The organism is Streptomyces sp. bgisy100 (assembly GCF_057709105.1).
On the sequence record NZ_JBYITE010000038.1, the window covers coordinates 22,008 to 38,758 of the forward strand.

General features: G+C 71.2%; 13 protein-coding genes. 6 read left to right on the top strand and 7 right to left on the bottom strand.

Annotated features, from left to right (window positions below):
* Window positions 1-168 precede the first annotated feature (168 nt).
* Window positions 169-693, bottom strand: a complete 525-nt coding sequence (locus tag AC3EQ1_RS22905) for a GtrA family protein (RefSeq protein WP_432096216.1) — start codon at window positions 691-693, stop codon at window positions 169-171.
* Window positions 694-899: 206 nt separating this feature from the next.
* Here AC3EQ1_RS22905 and AC3EQ1_RS22910 point away from each other — a divergent pair, with 206 nt between their 5' ends.
* From AC3EQ1_RS22910 to AC3EQ1_RS22920, 3 genes are read left to right on the top strand one after another with little or no spacing between them, the layout of a single operon-like run.
* Window positions 900-2,054, top strand: a complete 1,155-nt coding sequence (locus tag AC3EQ1_RS22910; RefSeq protein ID WP_432096217.1) for a 5-(carboxyamino)imidazole ribonucleotide synthase — start codon at window positions 900-902, stop codon at window positions 2,052-2,054.
* A 28-nt stretch (window positions 2,055-2,082) separates the two neighbouring features.
* Window positions 2,083-2,652, top strand: coding sequence for a 5-(carboxyamino)imidazole ribonucleotide mutase (gene purE / locus AC3EQ1_RS22915; RefSeq protein WP_432096218.1), 570 nt, complete (start codon window positions 2,083-2,085; stop codon window positions 2,650-2,652).
* Between the two features lie 10 nt (window positions 2,653-2,662).
* Window positions 2,663-3,877, top strand: coding sequence for a dipeptidase (locus tag AC3EQ1_RS22920; RefSeq protein ID WP_432096219.1), 1,215 nt, complete (start codon window positions 2,663-2,665; stop codon window positions 3,875-3,877).
* A gap of 154 nt (window positions 3,878-4,031) precedes the next feature.
* Here AC3EQ1_RS22920 and AC3EQ1_RS22925 read toward each other — a convergent pair whose 3' ends face one another.
* Window positions 4,032-5,372, bottom strand: coding sequence for a UDP-glucose dehydrogenase family protein (locus tag AC3EQ1_RS22925; RefSeq protein ID WP_432096220.1), 1,341 nt, complete (start codon window positions 5,370-5,372; stop codon window positions 4,032-4,034).
* Window positions 5,373-5,534: 162 nt separating this feature from the next.
* Here AC3EQ1_RS22925 and AC3EQ1_RS22930 point away from each other — a divergent pair, with 162 nt between their 5' ends.
* Window positions 5,535-6,704, top strand: coding sequence for an acyl-CoA dehydrogenase (locus tag AC3EQ1_RS22930; protein WP_432096221.1), 1,170 nt, complete (start codon window positions 5,535-5,537; stop codon window positions 6,702-6,704).
* Window positions 6,705-6,789: 85 nt separating this feature from the next.
* Here AC3EQ1_RS22930 and AC3EQ1_RS22935 read toward each other — a convergent pair whose 3' ends face one another.
* Window positions 6,790-8,070, bottom strand: coding sequence for an LCP family protein (locus AC3EQ1_RS22935; RefSeq protein WP_432096222.1), 1,281 nt, complete (start codon window positions 8,068-8,070; stop codon window positions 6,790-6,792).
* Window positions 8,071-8,199: 129 nt separating this feature from the next.
* Here AC3EQ1_RS22935 and AC3EQ1_RS22940 point away from each other — a divergent pair, with 129 nt between their 5' ends.
* On the top strand, window positions 8,200-8,748 hold the full coding sequence (locus AC3EQ1_RS22940; protein WP_351513375.1) for an acyl-CoA thioesterase: 549 nt from the start codon (window positions 8,200-8,202) through the stop codon (window positions 8,746-8,748).
* A gap of 63 nt (window positions 8,749-8,811) precedes the next feature.
* Here AC3EQ1_RS22940 and AC3EQ1_RS22945 read toward each other — a convergent pair whose 3' ends face one another.
* Complete coding sequence (locus tag AC3EQ1_RS22945; RefSeq protein WP_432096223.1) at window positions 8,812-10,239, bottom strand: LCP family protein; 1,428 nt, start codon at window positions 10,237-10,239, stop codon at window positions 8,812-8,814.
* 196 nt (window positions 10,240-10,435) lie between these two features.
* Here AC3EQ1_RS22945 and AC3EQ1_RS22950 point away from each other — a divergent pair, with 196 nt between their 5' ends.
* The gene (locus AC3EQ1_RS22950; protein WP_432096224.1) at window positions 10,436-11,461 is read left to right on the top strand and encodes a glycosyltransferase family 2 protein; all 1,026 of its coding nucleotides are present in this window, start codon (window positions 10,436-10,438) and stop codon (window positions 11,459-11,461) included.
* A 66-nt stretch (window positions 11,462-11,527) separates the two neighbouring features.
* Here AC3EQ1_RS22950 and AC3EQ1_RS22955 read toward each other — a convergent pair whose 3' ends face one another.
* The 3 genes from AC3EQ1_RS22955 to AC3EQ1_RS22965 all read right to left on the bottom strand — a co-directional run bounded on the left by AC3EQ1_RS22955 (window position 11,528) and on the right by AC3EQ1_RS22965 (window position 16,687).
* The gene (locus AC3EQ1_RS22955; protein WP_432096225.1) at window positions 11,528-13,177 is read right to left on the bottom strand and encodes an LCP family protein; all 1,650 of its coding nucleotides are present in this window, start codon (window positions 13,175-13,177) and stop codon (window positions 11,528-11,530) included.
* A 52-nt stretch (window positions 13,178-13,229) separates the two neighbouring features.
* On the bottom strand, window positions 13,230-14,948 hold the full coding sequence (locus AC3EQ1_RS22960) for an LCP family protein (RefSeq protein WP_432096226.1): 1,719 nt from the start codon (window positions 14,946-14,948) through the stop codon (window positions 13,230-13,232).
* Window positions 14,949-15,163: 215 nt separating this feature from the next.
* Window positions 15,164-16,687, bottom strand: coding sequence for an LCP family protein (locus AC3EQ1_RS22965; RefSeq protein ID WP_432096227.1), 1,524 nt, complete (start codon window positions 16,685-16,687; stop codon window positions 15,164-15,166).
* Window positions 16,688-16,751: the final 64 nt, after the last annotated feature.

Genomic DNA, 16,751 nt, shown 5'->3' on the forward strand with positions numbered 1-16,751 from the left:
GCCGGCGGGCGGCTCCCGCGGTCGTGGGACGGGCCGGACGCCGCGGGGGCCCGAGCCGTCGGAAGCGTCCGTGAGCCCGTGCACCGGGCCGGGGCCGGGCGGGCCGGAGCGGAACCGGCGGCCGGAGCGGACCCGGCAGCCGGAGCAGACCCGGCGGAACCGCCGCGGCTACTTGATCCGGCCGGCCTGGTACCGGCCCTCACCGAGCAGCGCGTCCTCCTCGAGGAACGATTCAGCGGTCTCCACCGCCTCCCGCGCCGGAAGCGCGCGGAAGACCCAGGTCCGGTAGGACCAGAAGCGGAACGCCGTCCCGATGCCGAGCCCGATCACGTTCTTCGCCACGTTGTCGGCCACGGTCGAGGTGAAGCCGAAGCCGTAGTGCGAGAGGGCCAGGATGCCGTTCTCGATGATCAGGCCGATGCCGCTGAACAGCAGGAAGAGCGAGAGCTCCCGGCTGCGGTGGGACTTGTCGGAGCTCCGGTAGGTCCAGTAGCGGTTGCCGATGTAGTTGGTGCCGATCGCGACGACCGTGGCGATCACACCCGAGCGCACCACGGCCAGGCCGAAGGCGTGCATGCACAGGTTGAAGACGACGAAGTTGACCAGGAAGCCGACGGCGCCGACCGTCCCGAATTTGGCGAGTTCGCGGGCCAGCTGCCGCAGCCGCGAACGCAGTGTGGGCCGTTCACTCATAGGGATCGTGTGGCTCCGTGGTTGGCGTTGATCGTCTTTGTCCGGCTTCCTCATGCTAACCAGGGGGCGGACGCCCCGCCGCCCGGACGGTGCCGAAGGCGGCCGTCCGGGGCGGAAACGGAACGCAGCCGGAGCAGTACCGTGAAATTGGAGGATCCTCCAATGGTGAGAAGTGCGCCGCTCCGGTGTCCGGATACTCTGGTCGGGTGACATTCCCGGTAGTCGGCATGGTCGGCGGCGGTCAGCTCGCCCGTATGACCCACGAGGCGGGCATCCCCCTCGGCCTGAAATTCAAGCTCCTCAGCGACACCCCGCAGGACTCTGCGGCACAGGTCGTCAGCGAGGTCGTCATCGGCGACTATCGCGACCTCGACACGCTTCGTGCTTTCGCACAAGGCTGCGACGTGATCACCTTCGATCACGAGCATGTGCCGACCGAGCACCTCCGCGCCCTGGAAGCCGATGGCATCCCGGTGCGCCCCGGTCCGGACGCCCTGGTGCACGCCCAGGACAAGGGCGTGATGCGGGCCAGGCTCCGGGAGATCGGTGTGCCGTGCCCGCGGCACCGGATCGTCTCAAGCCCCGAGGACGTCGAGCGGTTCGCCGTCGAGGAGGGCGACGGGTACCCGGTCGTCCTCAAGACCGTCCGCGGCGGATACGACGGCAAGGGCGTGTGGATCGTCCGCGGCCGGGAGGAGGCGGCCGAGCCGTTCCGCGCGGGCGTGCCGGTGCTGGCCGAGGAGAAGGTCGGCTTCGTCCGGGAGCTGGCCGCCAACGTCGTCCGGTCCCCGCACGGCCAGGCGGTCGCCTACCCGGTCGTGGAGTCCGTCCAGGTCGACGGCGTCTGCGACACCGTGATCGCCCCCGCCCCCGGGCTGTCCGAGGAACTCTCCGCCCGGGCGCAGCAGCTGGCCCTCACCGTGGCCGAGGAGCTCGGCGTGGTGGGCCATCTCGCGGTGGAGCTGTTCGAGACCCGCGCCGCGGACGGAACGCCCGGGATCCTCGTCAACGAGCTCGCCATGCGTCCGCACAACTCCGGCCACTGGACCCAGGACGGCGCCGTCACCTCCCAGTTCGCCAACCACGTACGGGCCGTGCTCGACCTGCCGCTCGGCGACCCCCGCCCGCGCGCCACCTGGACCGTGATGACCAATGTCCTCGGCGGCGACTTCCCCGACATGTATCCGGCCTATCTGCACTGCATGGCCCGGGACCCGCAGTTGAAGATCCATATGTATGGCAAGGACGTGAAGCCGGGCCGTAAGGTCGGCCATGTCAACACCTACGGCGACGACCTCGCCGAGGTACGCGAACGCGGCCGGCACGCCGCGGACTACCTGCGCGGGACCGTCGTTGAATAGTTCCGTGGCCGAAGAGGAGAGCTCAGGAATGACCGCCCCGTCCCCCGGCCACGACTCCGGTACCGGCGCCGGACCCTCCGCTCCCCTCGTCGGCATCGTGATGGGCTCCGACTCCGACTGGCCGGTGATGGAGGCCGCGGCCCAGGCACTGGACGAGTTCGAGGTGCCCTACGAGGTCGACGTCGTCTCGGCCCACCGGATGCCGCGCGAGATGATCGCGTACGGCGAGCGGGCCGCCGAGCGCGGCCTCAAGGCCGTCATCGCCGGTGCGGGCGGCGCCGCCCATCTGCCCGGCATGCTCGCCTCGGTGACCCCGCTGCCGGTGATCGGCGTCCCGGTGCCGCTGAAGTACCTCGACGGCATGGACAGCCTGCTGTCCATCGTGCAGATGCCCGCGGGTGTCCCGGTCGCCACCGTCTCGGTCGCCGGTGCCCGCAACGCCGGGCTGCTGGCCGTCCGGATGCTCGCCGCCCACGACGGCGAACTCCTCGGGCGGATGCGGCAGTTCCAGGACGAACTGAACGAGCAGGCCACCGAGAAGGGCAAGCGACTGCGCGCCAAGGTCGACGGCAGCGCCGGCTTCGGCTTCGGACAGTAGGGCGGCGACGGTGACCGATCATCTCGCCGCGGCCGGGGAGCTCCTGGCCGCCCACCCCGTCGTCGACGGACACAACGACCTGCCCTGGGCCCTGCGGGAGCAGGTCCGCTACGACCTCGACCGGCGGGACATCGCCACCGACCAGAGCGCCCACCTCCACACCGACCTCCCGCGGCTGCGGGCGGGCGGCGTCGGCGCGCAGTTCTGGTCGGTGTACGTCCGCACCGACCTGAGCGGGGACGCGGCCGTCAGCGCCACCCTCGAACAGATCGACGTGGTGGGCCGGCTGATCGACCGCTACCCGGCCGACCTGCGCCGGGCGCTGACCGCCGACGACATGGAGGCCGCCCGCGCCGAGGGCCGGATCGCCTCCCTGATGGGCGCCGAGGGCGGCCACAGCATCAACTGCTCCCTCGCCACCCTGCGCGCCCTGTACGAGCTGGGCGTCCGCTACATGACGCTCACCCACAACGACAACATCCCGTGGGCGGACTCGGCGACCGACGAGCCGCGGCTGGGCGGCCTCAGCCGGTTCGGCGAGGAGGTCGTCCGGGAGATGAACCGCACGGGGATGCTCGTCGACCTCTCGCACGTCTCGGCCGGCACGATGCGGGACGCGCTGCGGGTCACCGAGGCGCCCGTGGTCTTCTCGCACTCCTCGGCGCGCGCCGTCTGCGACCATCCGCGCAACATCCCGGACGACGTGCTGGCGCTGCTGCCCGCCAACGGCGGTGTCGCCATGGTCACGTTCGTACCGAAGTTCATCCTGCCCGCGGCCATCGAGTGGACGCTGGCCGCCGACGAGAACATGCGCGCCCACGGCCTGCACCCGCTGGACACCACCGAGGCCGGGATGACGGTGCAGCGGGCCTTCGAGGCGGAGCGCCCGCGTCCGGTCGCCACCACGGCCACCGTCGCCGACCACCTCGACCACATGCGCGAGGTCGCGGGGATCGACCACATCGGCATCGGCGGCGACTACGACGGCACCGCCTTCACGCCGTCCGGCCTGGACGATGTGGCGGGCTATCCGAACCTGGTCGCCGAACTGCTGCGGCGCGGCTGGTCGACGGCCGACGTGGCCAAGCTGACCTGGCAGAACGCCGTCCGCACGCTGCGGGCCGCGGAGGACGTGGCGCGCGGGCTCCAGGCGGATCCGCGCCGCGGCCCGTCGAACGCGACTATCGAGGAGCTCGACGGCGCGGCGGTCGACGCCCGCACCTGAGACGGCGGAACGGCCCGCCCGCCCCGGCGTTCCGGGGCGGGCGGGCCGTTCCGTGGTCCGTCCCTTCAGACTGGCCGCGGTGCCGGTGTGCCGGGCACGGCGGGGGCAGGCGCCGGCGGGGTCAAGCGCACCGCGGGGCCAAGCGCCCGCGGGGTCAGGCGCGGGGCCGCCCCAGCGCCCGGTACGTCCAGCCCGCCTCGCGCCAGCGCTCCGGGTCCAGCGCGTTCCGCCCGTCCAGCATCCGCCGCTGTGCGACGACCTCGCCCAGCGCTGCCGGGTCGAGCTCGCGGAACTCCTGCCACTCGGTGAGGTGCAGCACCACATCCGCGCCGCGGGCCGCGTCCAGCGCGGTCGGCGCGTAGCCCAGGGTGGGGAACAGCCGGCGGGCGTTCTCCATGCCCTTGGGGTCGTAGATGGTGACCTGGCCGCCCTGGAGGTGGATCTGACCGGCGACGTTGAGCGCGGGGGAGTCCCGTACGTCGTCCGAGTCGGGCTTGAACGCCGCGCCCAGCACGGCCACCCGCTTGCCCAGGAAGCTGTCGCCCACCGCCTCGCGGGCCAGTTCCACCATCCGCGCCCGGCTGCGCATGTTGATCGAGTCGACCTCGCGCAGGAAGGTCAGCGCCTGGTCCGCGCCCAGCTCACCGGCGCGGGCCATGAACGCCCGGATGTCCTTGGGCAGGCAGCCGCCGCCGAAGCCGATGCCGGCCCGGAGGTACTTCTTCCCGATGCGCTCGTCGTGGCCGATGGCCTCCGCGAGCTTCACCACATCGCCTTCGCCCGCCTCGCACACCTCGGCCATCGCGTTGATGAACGAGATCTTGGTGGCGAGGAAGGAGTTGGCGGAGGTCTTGACCAGCTCGGCGGTCGGGAAGTCGGTGACGACGAACGGCGAGCCCTCGCCGATGGGGGCCGCGTACACCTCGCGCAGCTGCTTCTCCGCGCGCTCGCCGGCCACCCCGACGACGATCCGGTCGGGGTGCAGGGTGTCCCGGACGGCGAACCCCTCGCGCAGGAACTCCGGGTTCCAGGCCAGCTCGGCGTCGGACCCGACCGGGGCCAGCTCCGCCAGCCGCGCCGCCAGCCGCTCCGCGCTGCCCACCGGCACGGTGGACTTGCCGACCACCAGCGCCGGACGGGTCAGATGCGGGGCCAGCGACTCGAAGGCGCTGTCCACGTAGCTCATGTCACACGCGTACTCGCCGTGCTTCTGCGGAGTGTTCACACAGACGAAGTGGATGTCGCCGAACTCGCCCGCCTCGGCGTAGGAGGTGGTGAAGCGCAGCCGCCCGGTGGAGCCCTCGTGCCCCGCGACGTGCTTGCGCAGCAGCTCCTCCAGCCCCGGCTCGTACATCGGCACCCGGCCCGCCGCGAGCATCTCGATCTTCTCGGGGACCACGTCCAGACCCAGCACCTCGAAGCCCAGCTCGGCCATGGCGGCGGCGTGGGTGGCACCGAGGTATCCGGTGCCGATCACAGTGATCTTCGGGGCCATGTATCGCTCCGTGGTCGAACGGTCTGGAGTGCGCGCCCGAGCATAGTCGGGCCGCGGACCGGGCATGGGGCCCGCTGTCGGCAAGCTCACGTATGCCCGGATGGGGCTGCACCCCTAGACTCGGGTTACTTAACGGTAGTTAGCATTTGGGAGTGAGGACCCGTGGCGCCCTCGGGGAGCACAGCGAACGACTTTGACCTCTACCGGCCGTCCGAGGAGCACGACATGCTCCGGGACACGGTGCGCGCGCTCGCCGAGGCGAAGATCGCGCCGTTCGCCGCCGAGGTCGACGAGGAGGGCCGCTTCCCGCAGGAGGCCCTCGACGCCCTGGTGGCCTCGGACCTGCACGCCGTGCACGTGCCCGAGTCCTACGGCGGCGCGGGCGCCGACGCCCTGGCGACCGTGCTCGTCATCGAGGAGGTGGCGCGCGTCTGCTGCTCCTCCTCCCTGATACCGGCGGTCAACAAACTGGGCTCGCTGCCGGTCATCCTCTCCGGCTCCGAGGAGCTGAAGAAGAAGTACCTGGGCCCGCTCGCCAAGGGCGACGCGATGTTCTCCTACTGCCTCTCCGAGCCGGACGCCGGCTCCGACGCCGGCGGCATGAAGACCAAGGCGGTCCGGGACGGCGACCACTACGTCCTCAACGGCGTGAAGCGCTGGATCACCAACGCCGGCGTCAGCGAGTACTACACGGTCATGGCCGTGACGGACCCGGACAAGCGCACCAAGGGCATCTCGGCCTTCGTCGTCGAGAAGTCCGACGAGGGTGTCTCGTTCGGCGCCCCGGAGAAGAAGCTCGGCATCAAGGGCTCGCCGACCCGCGAGGTCTACCTGGACAACGTCCGGATCCCGGCCGACCGCATGATCGGCGCCGAGGGCACCGGCTTCGCCACCGCGATGAAGACCCTCGACCACACCCGCATCACCATCGCGGCGCAGGCGCTCGGTGTCGCCCAGGGCGCCCTGGACTACGCCAAGGGCTACGTCCAGGAGCGCAAGCAGTTCGGCAAGCCGATCGCCGACTTCCAGGGCGTCCAGTTCATGCTCGCCGACATGGCCATGAAGGTCGAGGCCGCCCGCCAGCTCACCTACGCGGCCGCCGCCAAGTCCGAGCGCGGTGACAGCGACCTCACCTTCCAGGGTGCCGCCGCCAAGTGCTTCGCCTCGGACGTCGCCATGGAGGTCACCACCGACGCCGTCCAGCTGCTCGGCGGCTACGGCTACACCCGTGACTACCCGGTGGAGCGCATGATGCGCGACGCCAAGATCACCCAGATCTACGAGGGCACCAACCAGGTCCAGCGCATCGTCATGGCGCGCAACCTGCCGTAGTCCCCGGGCACGCCGGCATACGCAGAAGGGCCCCACCGGTCGGTGGGGCCCTTCTGCGTACGAGGAATGGTGTGCGGCGGGTCGGTCAGTTGCTGGAGACGGTGACCTTCTCGTCGTTCTTGAGCTGGCTCACCAGCTGCCTGACCTTGGCCTTGTCCCACTGGAGGTTGCCGCCGACGCTGCCGGAGGTCGGCATGTTCAGCTGCTTGCCCTCGCCGCCGGAGACGCTCTTCATCGCGAAGAACATCTCGGACAGGTCGAACAGGCCCATGTCCTTGTCGACCACCAGCGTGTCCAGGCCCGCGCCCATCGTCGGGTAGAGCCGGAACGGGTTGAGCACCGTCGACGGGGTCGCGGTCTGGCTCGCCAGCGCGGAGAGGAACTTCTGCTGGTTCTTCGTCCGGTCGAGGTCGCTGCCCGGCAGGGCGTAGCGGGTCCGAACGAAGGCGAGTGCCTGTGGACCGTCGAGCGTCTGCTTGCCCGACTTGAAGTCCGCGCCCGACTTCTCGTCCTTGAAGCCCTTGGGGATGTTCATCTCCACGCCGCCGACCGCGTCCACGATCTTGGCGAAGCCGCCGAAGCCGATCTCCGCGTAGTGGTCGATGTGCAGACCGGTGTTGGACTCGACGGTGCGGACCAGCAGCTGCGGGCCGTCCTCGGAGTAGGAGGCGTTGAGCTTGGTGTGCCGGCCCTGGCCCGGGAAGAGCTTGCCGGAGTCGGAGCCGCGGTAGGACGGGATCTCCACGTCCGAGTCGCGGGGCAGCGAGATCATGGTGTTCCCGTTGCTGCCGACGTGCAGAATCATCATCGAGTCGGTGCGCTTGCCGGGAGCCGAACCCGTGCGGAGCTTCTTCTTGTCCGCGGCGGTCATGCCCTCGCGGCTGTCCGAGCCGACGATCAGGTAGTTGGTGCCCTCGCCGGTCTCCGGCCGCTCGATCACCTTGCTGAGGTCGACCCGGCGCTGGAGCTTGGAGTCGGCCCAGAAGTAGGTGCCGATCGAGACCGCCAGCAGCGCGACGACCAGGGTGATCGCGCCTATCTTGATCCGGCGGCGCCAGTCCGGCGCCGGGCGGCCGTACTGATCGCCGCCGGCGCGGCCCCCGCGCCCGCCGCCGTAGACCTGGCCGGTGTTGTAACCGTTGTCGTACTCCGCGTAGTCGTCAGGGCCCCGCTGGCCCGGGACGGAGCCGCCATGCGGCGACAGATGCGGCGGCATCGGCGGCTCCGCCTGCTGCCCACCGCCGTAGCCGCCACCGCCGCGCTGCACATGCCGCATGGCGCGGGCGGACTCGGGACGCGAGCTCGCGCTGCCGCGTCCGTACCTGTCCCTGCTGTCGCCGGTCCATCCCTCAGGCCAATCATTCATAGGCAGAAGTGTGCCTGCCCGGGGGGACCCTCTTACAGGGTGAGTGGCGAATCGCACCTGGCCTGTAGCAGATCTGATGCAAAGAGGGGAAGGCGGGGGCAGGGTGTTTCCCCGCATATGGTGGACGGCATGACTGACCAGGCCCAAGCCCCGGAGGGCGAGATTCCGGGCAAGCCCACCGCAGCCTCCCGTACCACGCTGTCTCACATCATGACCGGCAGTGACACCAACCTCCTCGGCACCGTGCACGGCGGCGTGATCATGAAGCTGGTCGACGACGCGGCGGGCGCTGTCGCCGGGCGGCACTCCGGCGGGCCGGCGGTCACCGCGTCCATGGACGAGATGGTCTTCCTGGAGCCCGTCCGGGTCGGCGACCTGGTGCATGTGAAGGCCCAGGTCAACTGGACCGGCCGGTCCTCCATGGAGGTCGGGGTCCGGGTGATGGCCGAGCGCTGGAACGAGTCCACGCCCGCCTCCCAGGTCGGCAGCGCCTATCTGGTCTTCGCGGCGGTGGACGCGGACGGCAAGCCGCGGACGGTGCCGCCGGTGGTGCCGGAGTCCGAGCGCGACAAGCGCCGCTACCAGGAGGCGCAGATCCGGCGCACGCACCGGCTCGCCCGGCGCCGCGCCATCAAGGAGCTCCGCGAGAAGCGGATCGCCGAGGGTTTCGACGACTGACGGCGGGTGACCGACGCCTTACGGCCGGCGACAGCGTGCGGCGGACGTGCCCCGGGGTGCCCCTCAGCGGCACATGATGTGGTCGCCGGTGAGCGCCGCGTCGTCCAGCGCGCCCGCCACCCGCACCCGCCGCACGGACCGGAAGTCCGGTCCGACCGTGACCCGCATCACCGGGCCCTGTCCGTACACCGGCCGCAGTTCGGCGCCGGGCAGCGCGGCGGCGAGCGTACGGGCCGAGCGGTCCCAGCCCGGGTCGTAGCCGATGACGGTGCGCCGCACCGGGGCCGCCGCGGTCACGGGGGCACCGGAGGTGACGAAGCCGGCCTTCCGCAGGGCCGTGTCCGCCCGGGTGCCCAGGCCGGAGCGGTCGGTGCCGTTCTCCACCTGCACCCGGATCCGCTGCGGCGCGACATCGACCAGCTTGCCGCGGCCGCCCCGCCGGTGGCGGACCGCGAGCGGCCGGTCGGCGCGGAGAGTGCGGAAGATCTTCGTGGCCCTCGCGGTGTCCCAGCGCACGGTGGAGCCCAGGCCCGGCACCCGGTACCCGGCGTCCGCGACCGGCACGGAGACGAACTCCGAGGAGGCGGGGGAGAACCCGCGCATCGCCCGGCCGAGGTCCATCAGTTCGTCCGCGCCGAGCCCCCGGTCCGCGCGGACCGAGCCCACCAGGGTGCCCGCCACCTTGTTGAGCAGCACCGGGTTCATCAGCACCCCGCCGCTGGTGACGCGCTGCACCAGCGCGGCCATGAAGTGCTGCTGACGGCGCATCCGCCCGAGGTCGGCGGCGCCGTCCACATGCCGGGAGCGCACGTACTGCAGGGCCTCCCCGCCGTTCAGCCTGCGGGTGCCGACCGGCAGGTCCAGGCCGGTGTAGCTGTCCCGCATCGGGCGCACGGCACAGATCTCCACCCCGCCGAGGGCGTCCACGGTCCGCATGAAGCTGGTGAAGTCCACTTCGAGGTAGTGGTCGATGTGGATGCCGGTCATCTGCTCGACGGTGCGGACGGTGAGCCGGGGGCCGCCCTGGGCGTAGGCCGCGTTGATCTTCCCCGGATGGGCGGGGAACTGCTCCCCGGTGGCCGGGTCGGTGTGCTCGGGCAGCTGGACGTAGCTGTCGCGCGGGATGCTGACGACGGACGCACGGCCCCGGTCCGCCGAGAGATGCACCACCATGATGGTGTCGGTGCACCGGCAGGGGGCGCCGCCGAGGTGGTACTTCCGGCGGGTCGCCGGGTCGAGCTTCTCCCGCCCGTCGGTGCCGACGACAAGGAAGTTCAGCCCCTCGGTGCCGCGCGGCCGGTCGTTGAGGCCGGCGAAGGGGTCGACCCTGCCGATCGCGGTGTCCAGCCCGGTCACCATCGCGTGCCCGGCTCCGGCGCCGGCCAGCAGGAGCGCGGCGCCCGCCGTGGCCAGCCGCACCCCCCAGCGGGGGCGGCGCGGCGGGGGCACGGTGCGGGGGTGCGGCTGGGTGGGGGGAGCCGGGGCGGTCACAGATGACACCTCCGCGGGCGCGTGGGGCGTGACCGAACTCACGGTAGGTCCATACGATCTGCATCCCGTGGCCCCACGCCGCCCGCGGACCGCCCTGCCACTCGGCCGCGTACGGGCGTGTCGGCCATTCGCGGTAACGTGAGTGCCGACCTGCAGTCTCCGGGGGCGCGGCCCCCGTACCCCCGAGGACCCACCGTTGCCCGCAGCACCCGAAGCGAAGCTCCCGGCCGTCTCCGTGATCATGCCGGTGCTCAATGAGGAACGTCATCTGCGCAATGCGGTCCGGCACATCCTGGAGCAGGAGTACGCCGGTGAGCTCGAGGTGGTGATCGCCCTCGGCCCGTCGGCGGACCGTACGGACGAGATCGCCGCCCAGCTCGTGGCCGAGGACTCCCGGGTGCACACCGTGCCGAACCCGACGGGCCGCACCCCCGCCGCGCTCAACGCGGCCATCAAGGCGTCCCGGCATCCGGTCGTGGTGCGGGTCGACGGGCACGGCATGCTCTCCCCGGACTACATCGCCACGGCGGTGCGGCTCCTGGCGGAGACCGGAGCGCAGAACGTCGGCGGCATCATGCACGCCGAGGGGGAGAACGACTGGGAGCACGCCGTCGCCGCGGCCATGACCTCGAAGATCGGCGTCGGCAACGCGGCCTTCCACACCGGTGGCGCCGCGGGCCCGGCCGAGACCGTCTACCTCGGTGTCTTCCGCCGGGAGGCCCTGGAGCAGCAGGGCGGCTACAACGAGGAGTTCATCCGGGCCCAGGACTGGGAGCTGAACTTCCGGATCCGTGAGGCCGGCGGGCTGATCTGGTTCTCCCCGGAGCTGAAGGTCGCCTACCGGCCGCGGCCCTCGGTGCGGGCCCTCGGCAAGCAGTACAAGGACTACGGCCGTTGGCGGCACGTGGTGGCCCGCTACCACCAGGGCTCGATCAACCTCCGCTACCTGGCTCCGCCGACCGCGCTGACCGCCATCGCCGCCGGAATCGTCGTCGGCGCGGCGCTGACCCCGTGGGGCTTCCTGGTCCCGGGCGGGTACCTCGCGGCCATCGCCGCGGGCTCGGTCCCGGCCGGCCGCGGCCTGCCGCTGAAGGCCCGGCTGCGCATCCCCGTCGCGCTGGCCACCATGCACATGACCTGGGGCTGGGGCTTCCTGACGAGCCCCCGGGCGCTGGCGCGGAAGGTCATCGCCAGCCGGCGTCCCGCGGTGCTCGCCGGATAGCCGCCCGCCACCCGTACGCAGCAGGGGCCGGACCCGATGGGTCCGGCCCCTGCTGGATAGCAGCTGTCACCAGACGTTCGCCGGGTTCACCTTCATGCAGGCGGACTTGTCGTCGCCCTTCAGCGCGTCGGCGCTGTCCGGGGCCTTCTCGTCGCCGTGCTTCTCGGATCCGGCGGACTTCGGGTACTCCGTGCCGGTCCGCCAGTCGGCCCCGATGACCAGGGTGACCTGCGAGACCTCCGCCGCCGGCCGCACCGCGCTGTCCGGCAGCCCCAGGGCCTTGGCCACCGCCTGGGCGTCACCGCGCTGGTCCGCCTTGGGGTACGAGACCGTGGTGTCCGCCCGGGACTTCGGGGTCGCGTCGGTGGCGGCCTGGGAGAAGCCGAGCCGGGTGAGCTGTCCGGCGATCGTGGCGGCCCGGCCGCGGACCGCGATCTGCGCCGCGGTGCCGGTGCCGTTCTGCACGGCGACCGGAATCTCCCCCTTGGGGGCGGCCGGGTCGCTGGGCACGGGCTTCTTCTTCGGCCCGTGCTTCTTCTTGTCCTTGCCGTCGAGCCCGACGTCGTTCCGCATCAGCGAGAAGGTCTTGTCGGCGTCGCCCGGCTTGGGGATGACATGGGCGGGGTTCTGCGCGTCGGGGACCCAGGGCATGGTCGCCATGGTGATCCGCTTCGTCGGCACCCGCTTGAGGTCGTTGCCCAGGTCGTAGAGCTTCTTCACGGTGCCCAGGCCGTCGTCCACGGTGAGGGCCTTGGTGGCCGCCTCGGCGAGGTCGGTGAGCTTGTCCGGGTCGGTGAGCTTCGTTCCGGCCTTGAGCTGGCGCACCATCGAGTTCATGTACAGGTGCTGGGCCTTGGCCCGGCCGATGTCGCTGCCATCCTCGAAGCCGTGCCGGGTGCGCAGCCACTGCAGGGCCTGCACGCCCTTGATGGTCGAGTCGCCCTTCTTCAGCCGCAGCCCGGACTTGGCGTCGTAGACGTTGTTGTCCACGCAGACCGGGACGCCGCCGACCGCGTCGGCCATGTCCACCACACCCGAGAAGTCGATCATCATGAAGTGATCGATCGGGATGCCGGTGAGCTCCTCCCAGGTCGCCACCGTGCAGCCCGGACCGCCGTGCGCCAGGCTGGAGTTGATGGTGTCGCTGGTCTCCGGATAGACCTTGTCGCTGTCCTTCTTGTCGGTGCACCGCGGGATCGTCACCCGGGTGTCGCGCGGGACGCTGATCACCGACATGTTGCTGCGGTCGGCCGAGACGTGCAGCAGCATCTGCACATCGGCGAGCGCCGGGCGGTCCCGGTCGGCCCGGGCCCCGCCCAGCTTGACGTTCTCCTTGGACTTCCGGCTGTCCGAGCCCAGCAGCAGGATGTTGAGCGGCGTCTGACCGGCGGCGTTCGGCGCGCTCTTGTCGAGCTTGTTGTCGCCGAGGTTCAGATCGTCCTTGTCGAGATTGCCGTTGAGGTGCTCGTAGTAGAGGTATCCGGCGCCGGCCGTCCCGAGTATCAGGACGGCCAGCGTGGTGGAGACCCAGCGCAGGACCCGGTGTTTGCCGCCGGGAGCCGGCGGCCCGCCCCCCTGGTGCCGGCCGCCCTGGCGTTGCCCCGGTAGGTCGCCCGGACCGGCCCCGTCCCGGCGCGGGCCCCCGCCCCGCTCCGTCGTCTCGGCACCGGAGGCGCGGCGTTGCGCTCCCGGTCCCTGAACACTGCTCTGCCGCATCGGGCCTCCCCCATGGATTCGGTTGTGCCGACCCGCCCGAGCGGCGGCCGTGTCACTTGGCGCAGACCTGCTTGTCCGCGTGGACCTTCTGGACACCGTCCGGTGCCTTCTGCGGCGCGGTCAGCGGCGTCCCGGCGGCCTTGAAGTCGGCGCCGAGCGTGAGGGTCATGTTCGCCCTCGGTGCGGCGGTCTTGCCGCCCGGCTTCAGAGCCGACGCCGACAGGCCCATCATGTCGGCGAGCCGCCGCGCCTGGTCGGCCTGGTTCGGCGCGTACTCCAGCGTGGTCTTCTTCAGCTTCGTGCCGGTGGCGTTGCCGCCGTTGCTGGACTTCAGCACACCCTCGGTGTTCTGCATCCAGTCGACGGTGTCCTGCGCGGCCCCGAACGGCCCCCCGCCGTTGAGCACCTCGACGCGCACGTCGGCCGGATCCGCCTTGGGCCCCTTGAGCTTGGCGGCCTCCTTGGCCTTCGCCTTCTTCTTGACCTCGGTCAGCGACTGGTCGGCCCGCATCATCGCGAAGAGCTGCTCCGCGGGCTGTTCATTGAGGACGACCGTGGTCTTGACCTTCTCGGCCGGATTGTCGATGACCGGCAGGGTCGCGAACGTGATGTTCTTGGTGTCGACCCCGCTCAGATTCTGGCCCAGGTCGCTGAGTTTCTTGATGCTGCCTATGCCGGTGTCGACGGTCAGCGCCTTGGTGGCCGCGTTCGCCAGCTTCCAGAGCTTGCTGCCGTCGGTGAGCGTCTCGTTCGACTTCATCTTGCGGATCATCGAGCTGAGGAACTGCTGCTGCAGCTCGATCCGGCTCAAGTCGCCGCCGGTGCCCACCGAGTGGCGGGTCCGGACGAACGCCAGCGCCTGCTCGCCCTGCAGGGTGTGCGGGCCCTTGTTCAGCTTGAGGTGGGAGTCCGGGTCGTCGATGTCCTTGCCGAGGCACACGTCGACGCCGCCCACGGCGCTGGTCAGGGACTTCACGGCGTTGAAGTCGGCCATCATGAAGTGGTTGACCGTGAGGCCGGTGAGCTTCTTGACCGTCCGCATGGTGCAGCCGGGGTCGCGCCCCTCCTGCCCGAGGCTGGTGTTGAACCGGGTCTTCGGCGTCCCCGGAACGACCTTCGTCGACCCGTCCTTCTGCTTGGTCGGGCAGTCGGGGATGTCGGTGATCAGGTCGCGGGGGATGCTCAGCGCCGTGGCGTTGGAACGGTCCGCCGACACATGGAAGAGGATCGTGGTATCGGCGTGGCCGACACTGCCCGAGTCGCCGTAGCCCTCGTTGCCCTTGCCGGTCCGGACGTCGGTGCCGAGGACGAGGATGTTCATCGGCCCGTCGGGAATGGTGTCGCCACTGCCCGCGTCACCGACGTCGACCGTGTTCAGATTGCCGTTGAAGTGCTCGTACACGAAGTACGCGCCCGCACCGCCGGCGACCAGGACGAAGGCCATCACGCCACCGGTCCAGTGCATGGCCCGCTTCTTGCCCGACGGCTTCGCCTTCGGCTTCCGGCGGCTGCTGCCGGGCGGCGGCGTACCGCGTCCGGCACCGGCACCCGCGGCACCCGCGGCACGCCGGCCGCGCTGCGTGGGCAGCGGGCGGGTGTCGTCGTCGACCGGCGCGGCGGCGGCCCTTCTGGACGCTCTGCGCTGAGTAGGGGCAGCCGACTGCTCTGCGGAAGGTTCCAGTCGCAGTTCGTAATTACCGGTGTCCGGGTCGAACACCCACTGGTCCGCGGGATCGATATTGCCCGCCCGCCCACGTTCTTGCGCGTCCACGGTCGCCTGAATCCTCCGTCGGTGCCACGCGGCGCCTCCCCCTCAAGGCGCTCGGTCCATCGTCCTCGGCTGCCCCACGAGAGGTCGGGCAGCACCGGGTCGCTCACACTATCCGCCCAGTTCAGCGTCGGGCGACGCCGGTGACAAATTCCACTCCCCTACAACTGGGCAATCTGCCCAATCCCTTTCGCGCGGGGTCTCCACGCCCCTCGAATTCATCCGCACATACCGTTCGCCGCTGTTGTTCCGCGGTAGGTGGGAGCCGGATCGGTCGGCTCGGCGCTGGGGCGCGCCGTCCGCTGATCACCGGTCATCGTTCCCGGTCTGTTGTCGGGCCGGGAGCCGGGGGTCGCACCGGCCTCGCGCCGCTTGGGCGCGACCGATACGGGGAGGTCGTTACGGAGGAGATTGAACAGCTGCGCCGCGTCCGGCTGGACCAGTTCGTCACGGTTCGCGTTGAGCGAGTACGCCCGGCGCGGCACGGTGAGGAACTGTACGCGGTCGGTCGGGATCTTGCGCAAACTGCGGGCCAGGTCGTACAGCTCCCGCAGCGAGTCCAGCCCGGAGTCCGTGGTGAGCGAGGACGTCGCGGCGTCCAGCACCGGGTAGAGCCGGGCCGGGTTCAGCAGCACCCCGTTGCTCTGCACCTTCTTCACCAGGGCGCCGAGGAACTGCTGCTGCCGGTCCATCCGCTCGGTGTCGCTGCCGTTGCCGATGCTGTAGCGGGCGCGGACGTAACCGAGTGCCTGCTCGCCGTTGAGCTTCTGCCGGCCGGCGGGCAGCTTCAGATGGGCCTCCCGGTCGTCCACGGGGTCCTTGAGGCAGACCTCCACCCCGTGCACCGCGTTCACCATCCGCTTGAACCCGGTGAAGTCCACGATCATGTGGTGGTCGACCCGGATACCGGTGAGGTTCTCCACGGTGCGGATCGTGCAGGCCGGGCCCGCCACCTCGAACGCCGAGTTGAACTGGGCGAACTGCGGCCCGGTGCGGCTGCCGTCCGGCTTCCGGCAGGCGGGCACGTCCACCATCAGGTCCCGCGGGATGCTGACCCCGGTGGCGCTCTTCCGGTCCGCGGCCAGGTGCAGCAGGATCGTGGTGTCCGAGCGCTGCGTGCCGTTGTCCCGGCCGTACTTGCTGTTGCCGTCGCCCCGGTTGTCGGAGCCGATGAGCAGGACGTTCCGGGCGTCGTGCACCATCGGCGCCGGGCGCTCGGCCTCGTACCGCTTCAGCTCCTCGGCCGTGCCGGTGTCCGTGGTGATGTTGCCTTCGAGCTTCTGGTAGATCATCCAGCTCGCGCCGGCCGCCACCAGCACCGCCACCGAGGTCACCAGGGCCGTCCGGCGCAGCCAGGGCCGCCACCGGCCGTGCGGCGCGGACTCGGATCCGTCACCCGCCGCGCTGTCACCCGCCGGGCCGTCACCCGTCGCGCCGTCACCCCGCGAGCGCTCTCCCGTCGAGGAGGCCGTCGCGGCGGCGGTGCCGTCCGGGACGTCCCCGTCCGAGGGGCCGGTGTCCTGCGGCGCCACGGCCTGCGGTGCCGCGTCCTCCGGCGCCGCATCCTCCGAGTGGGCATCCTCGGCAGCCGCGTCCGAGGCACCGGCCTTCGAGGAGCCGCCGGCGGGCGCGCCGCCCGGTGCCGGGTCCCCGGCCCGGGGCGTACCGTCCGCCCGCTCGCGCCCGGAGGGGTCCTCGGGCCCCTCGGGCGTGCCAGCACTGTCGGTCACGTCTGCGTCCATCCCTCACGGAGTAAGGCGGCTTCGCTCCGCGCGGGCCCGCCGGTCACAGGAGCAGACGGTCGAG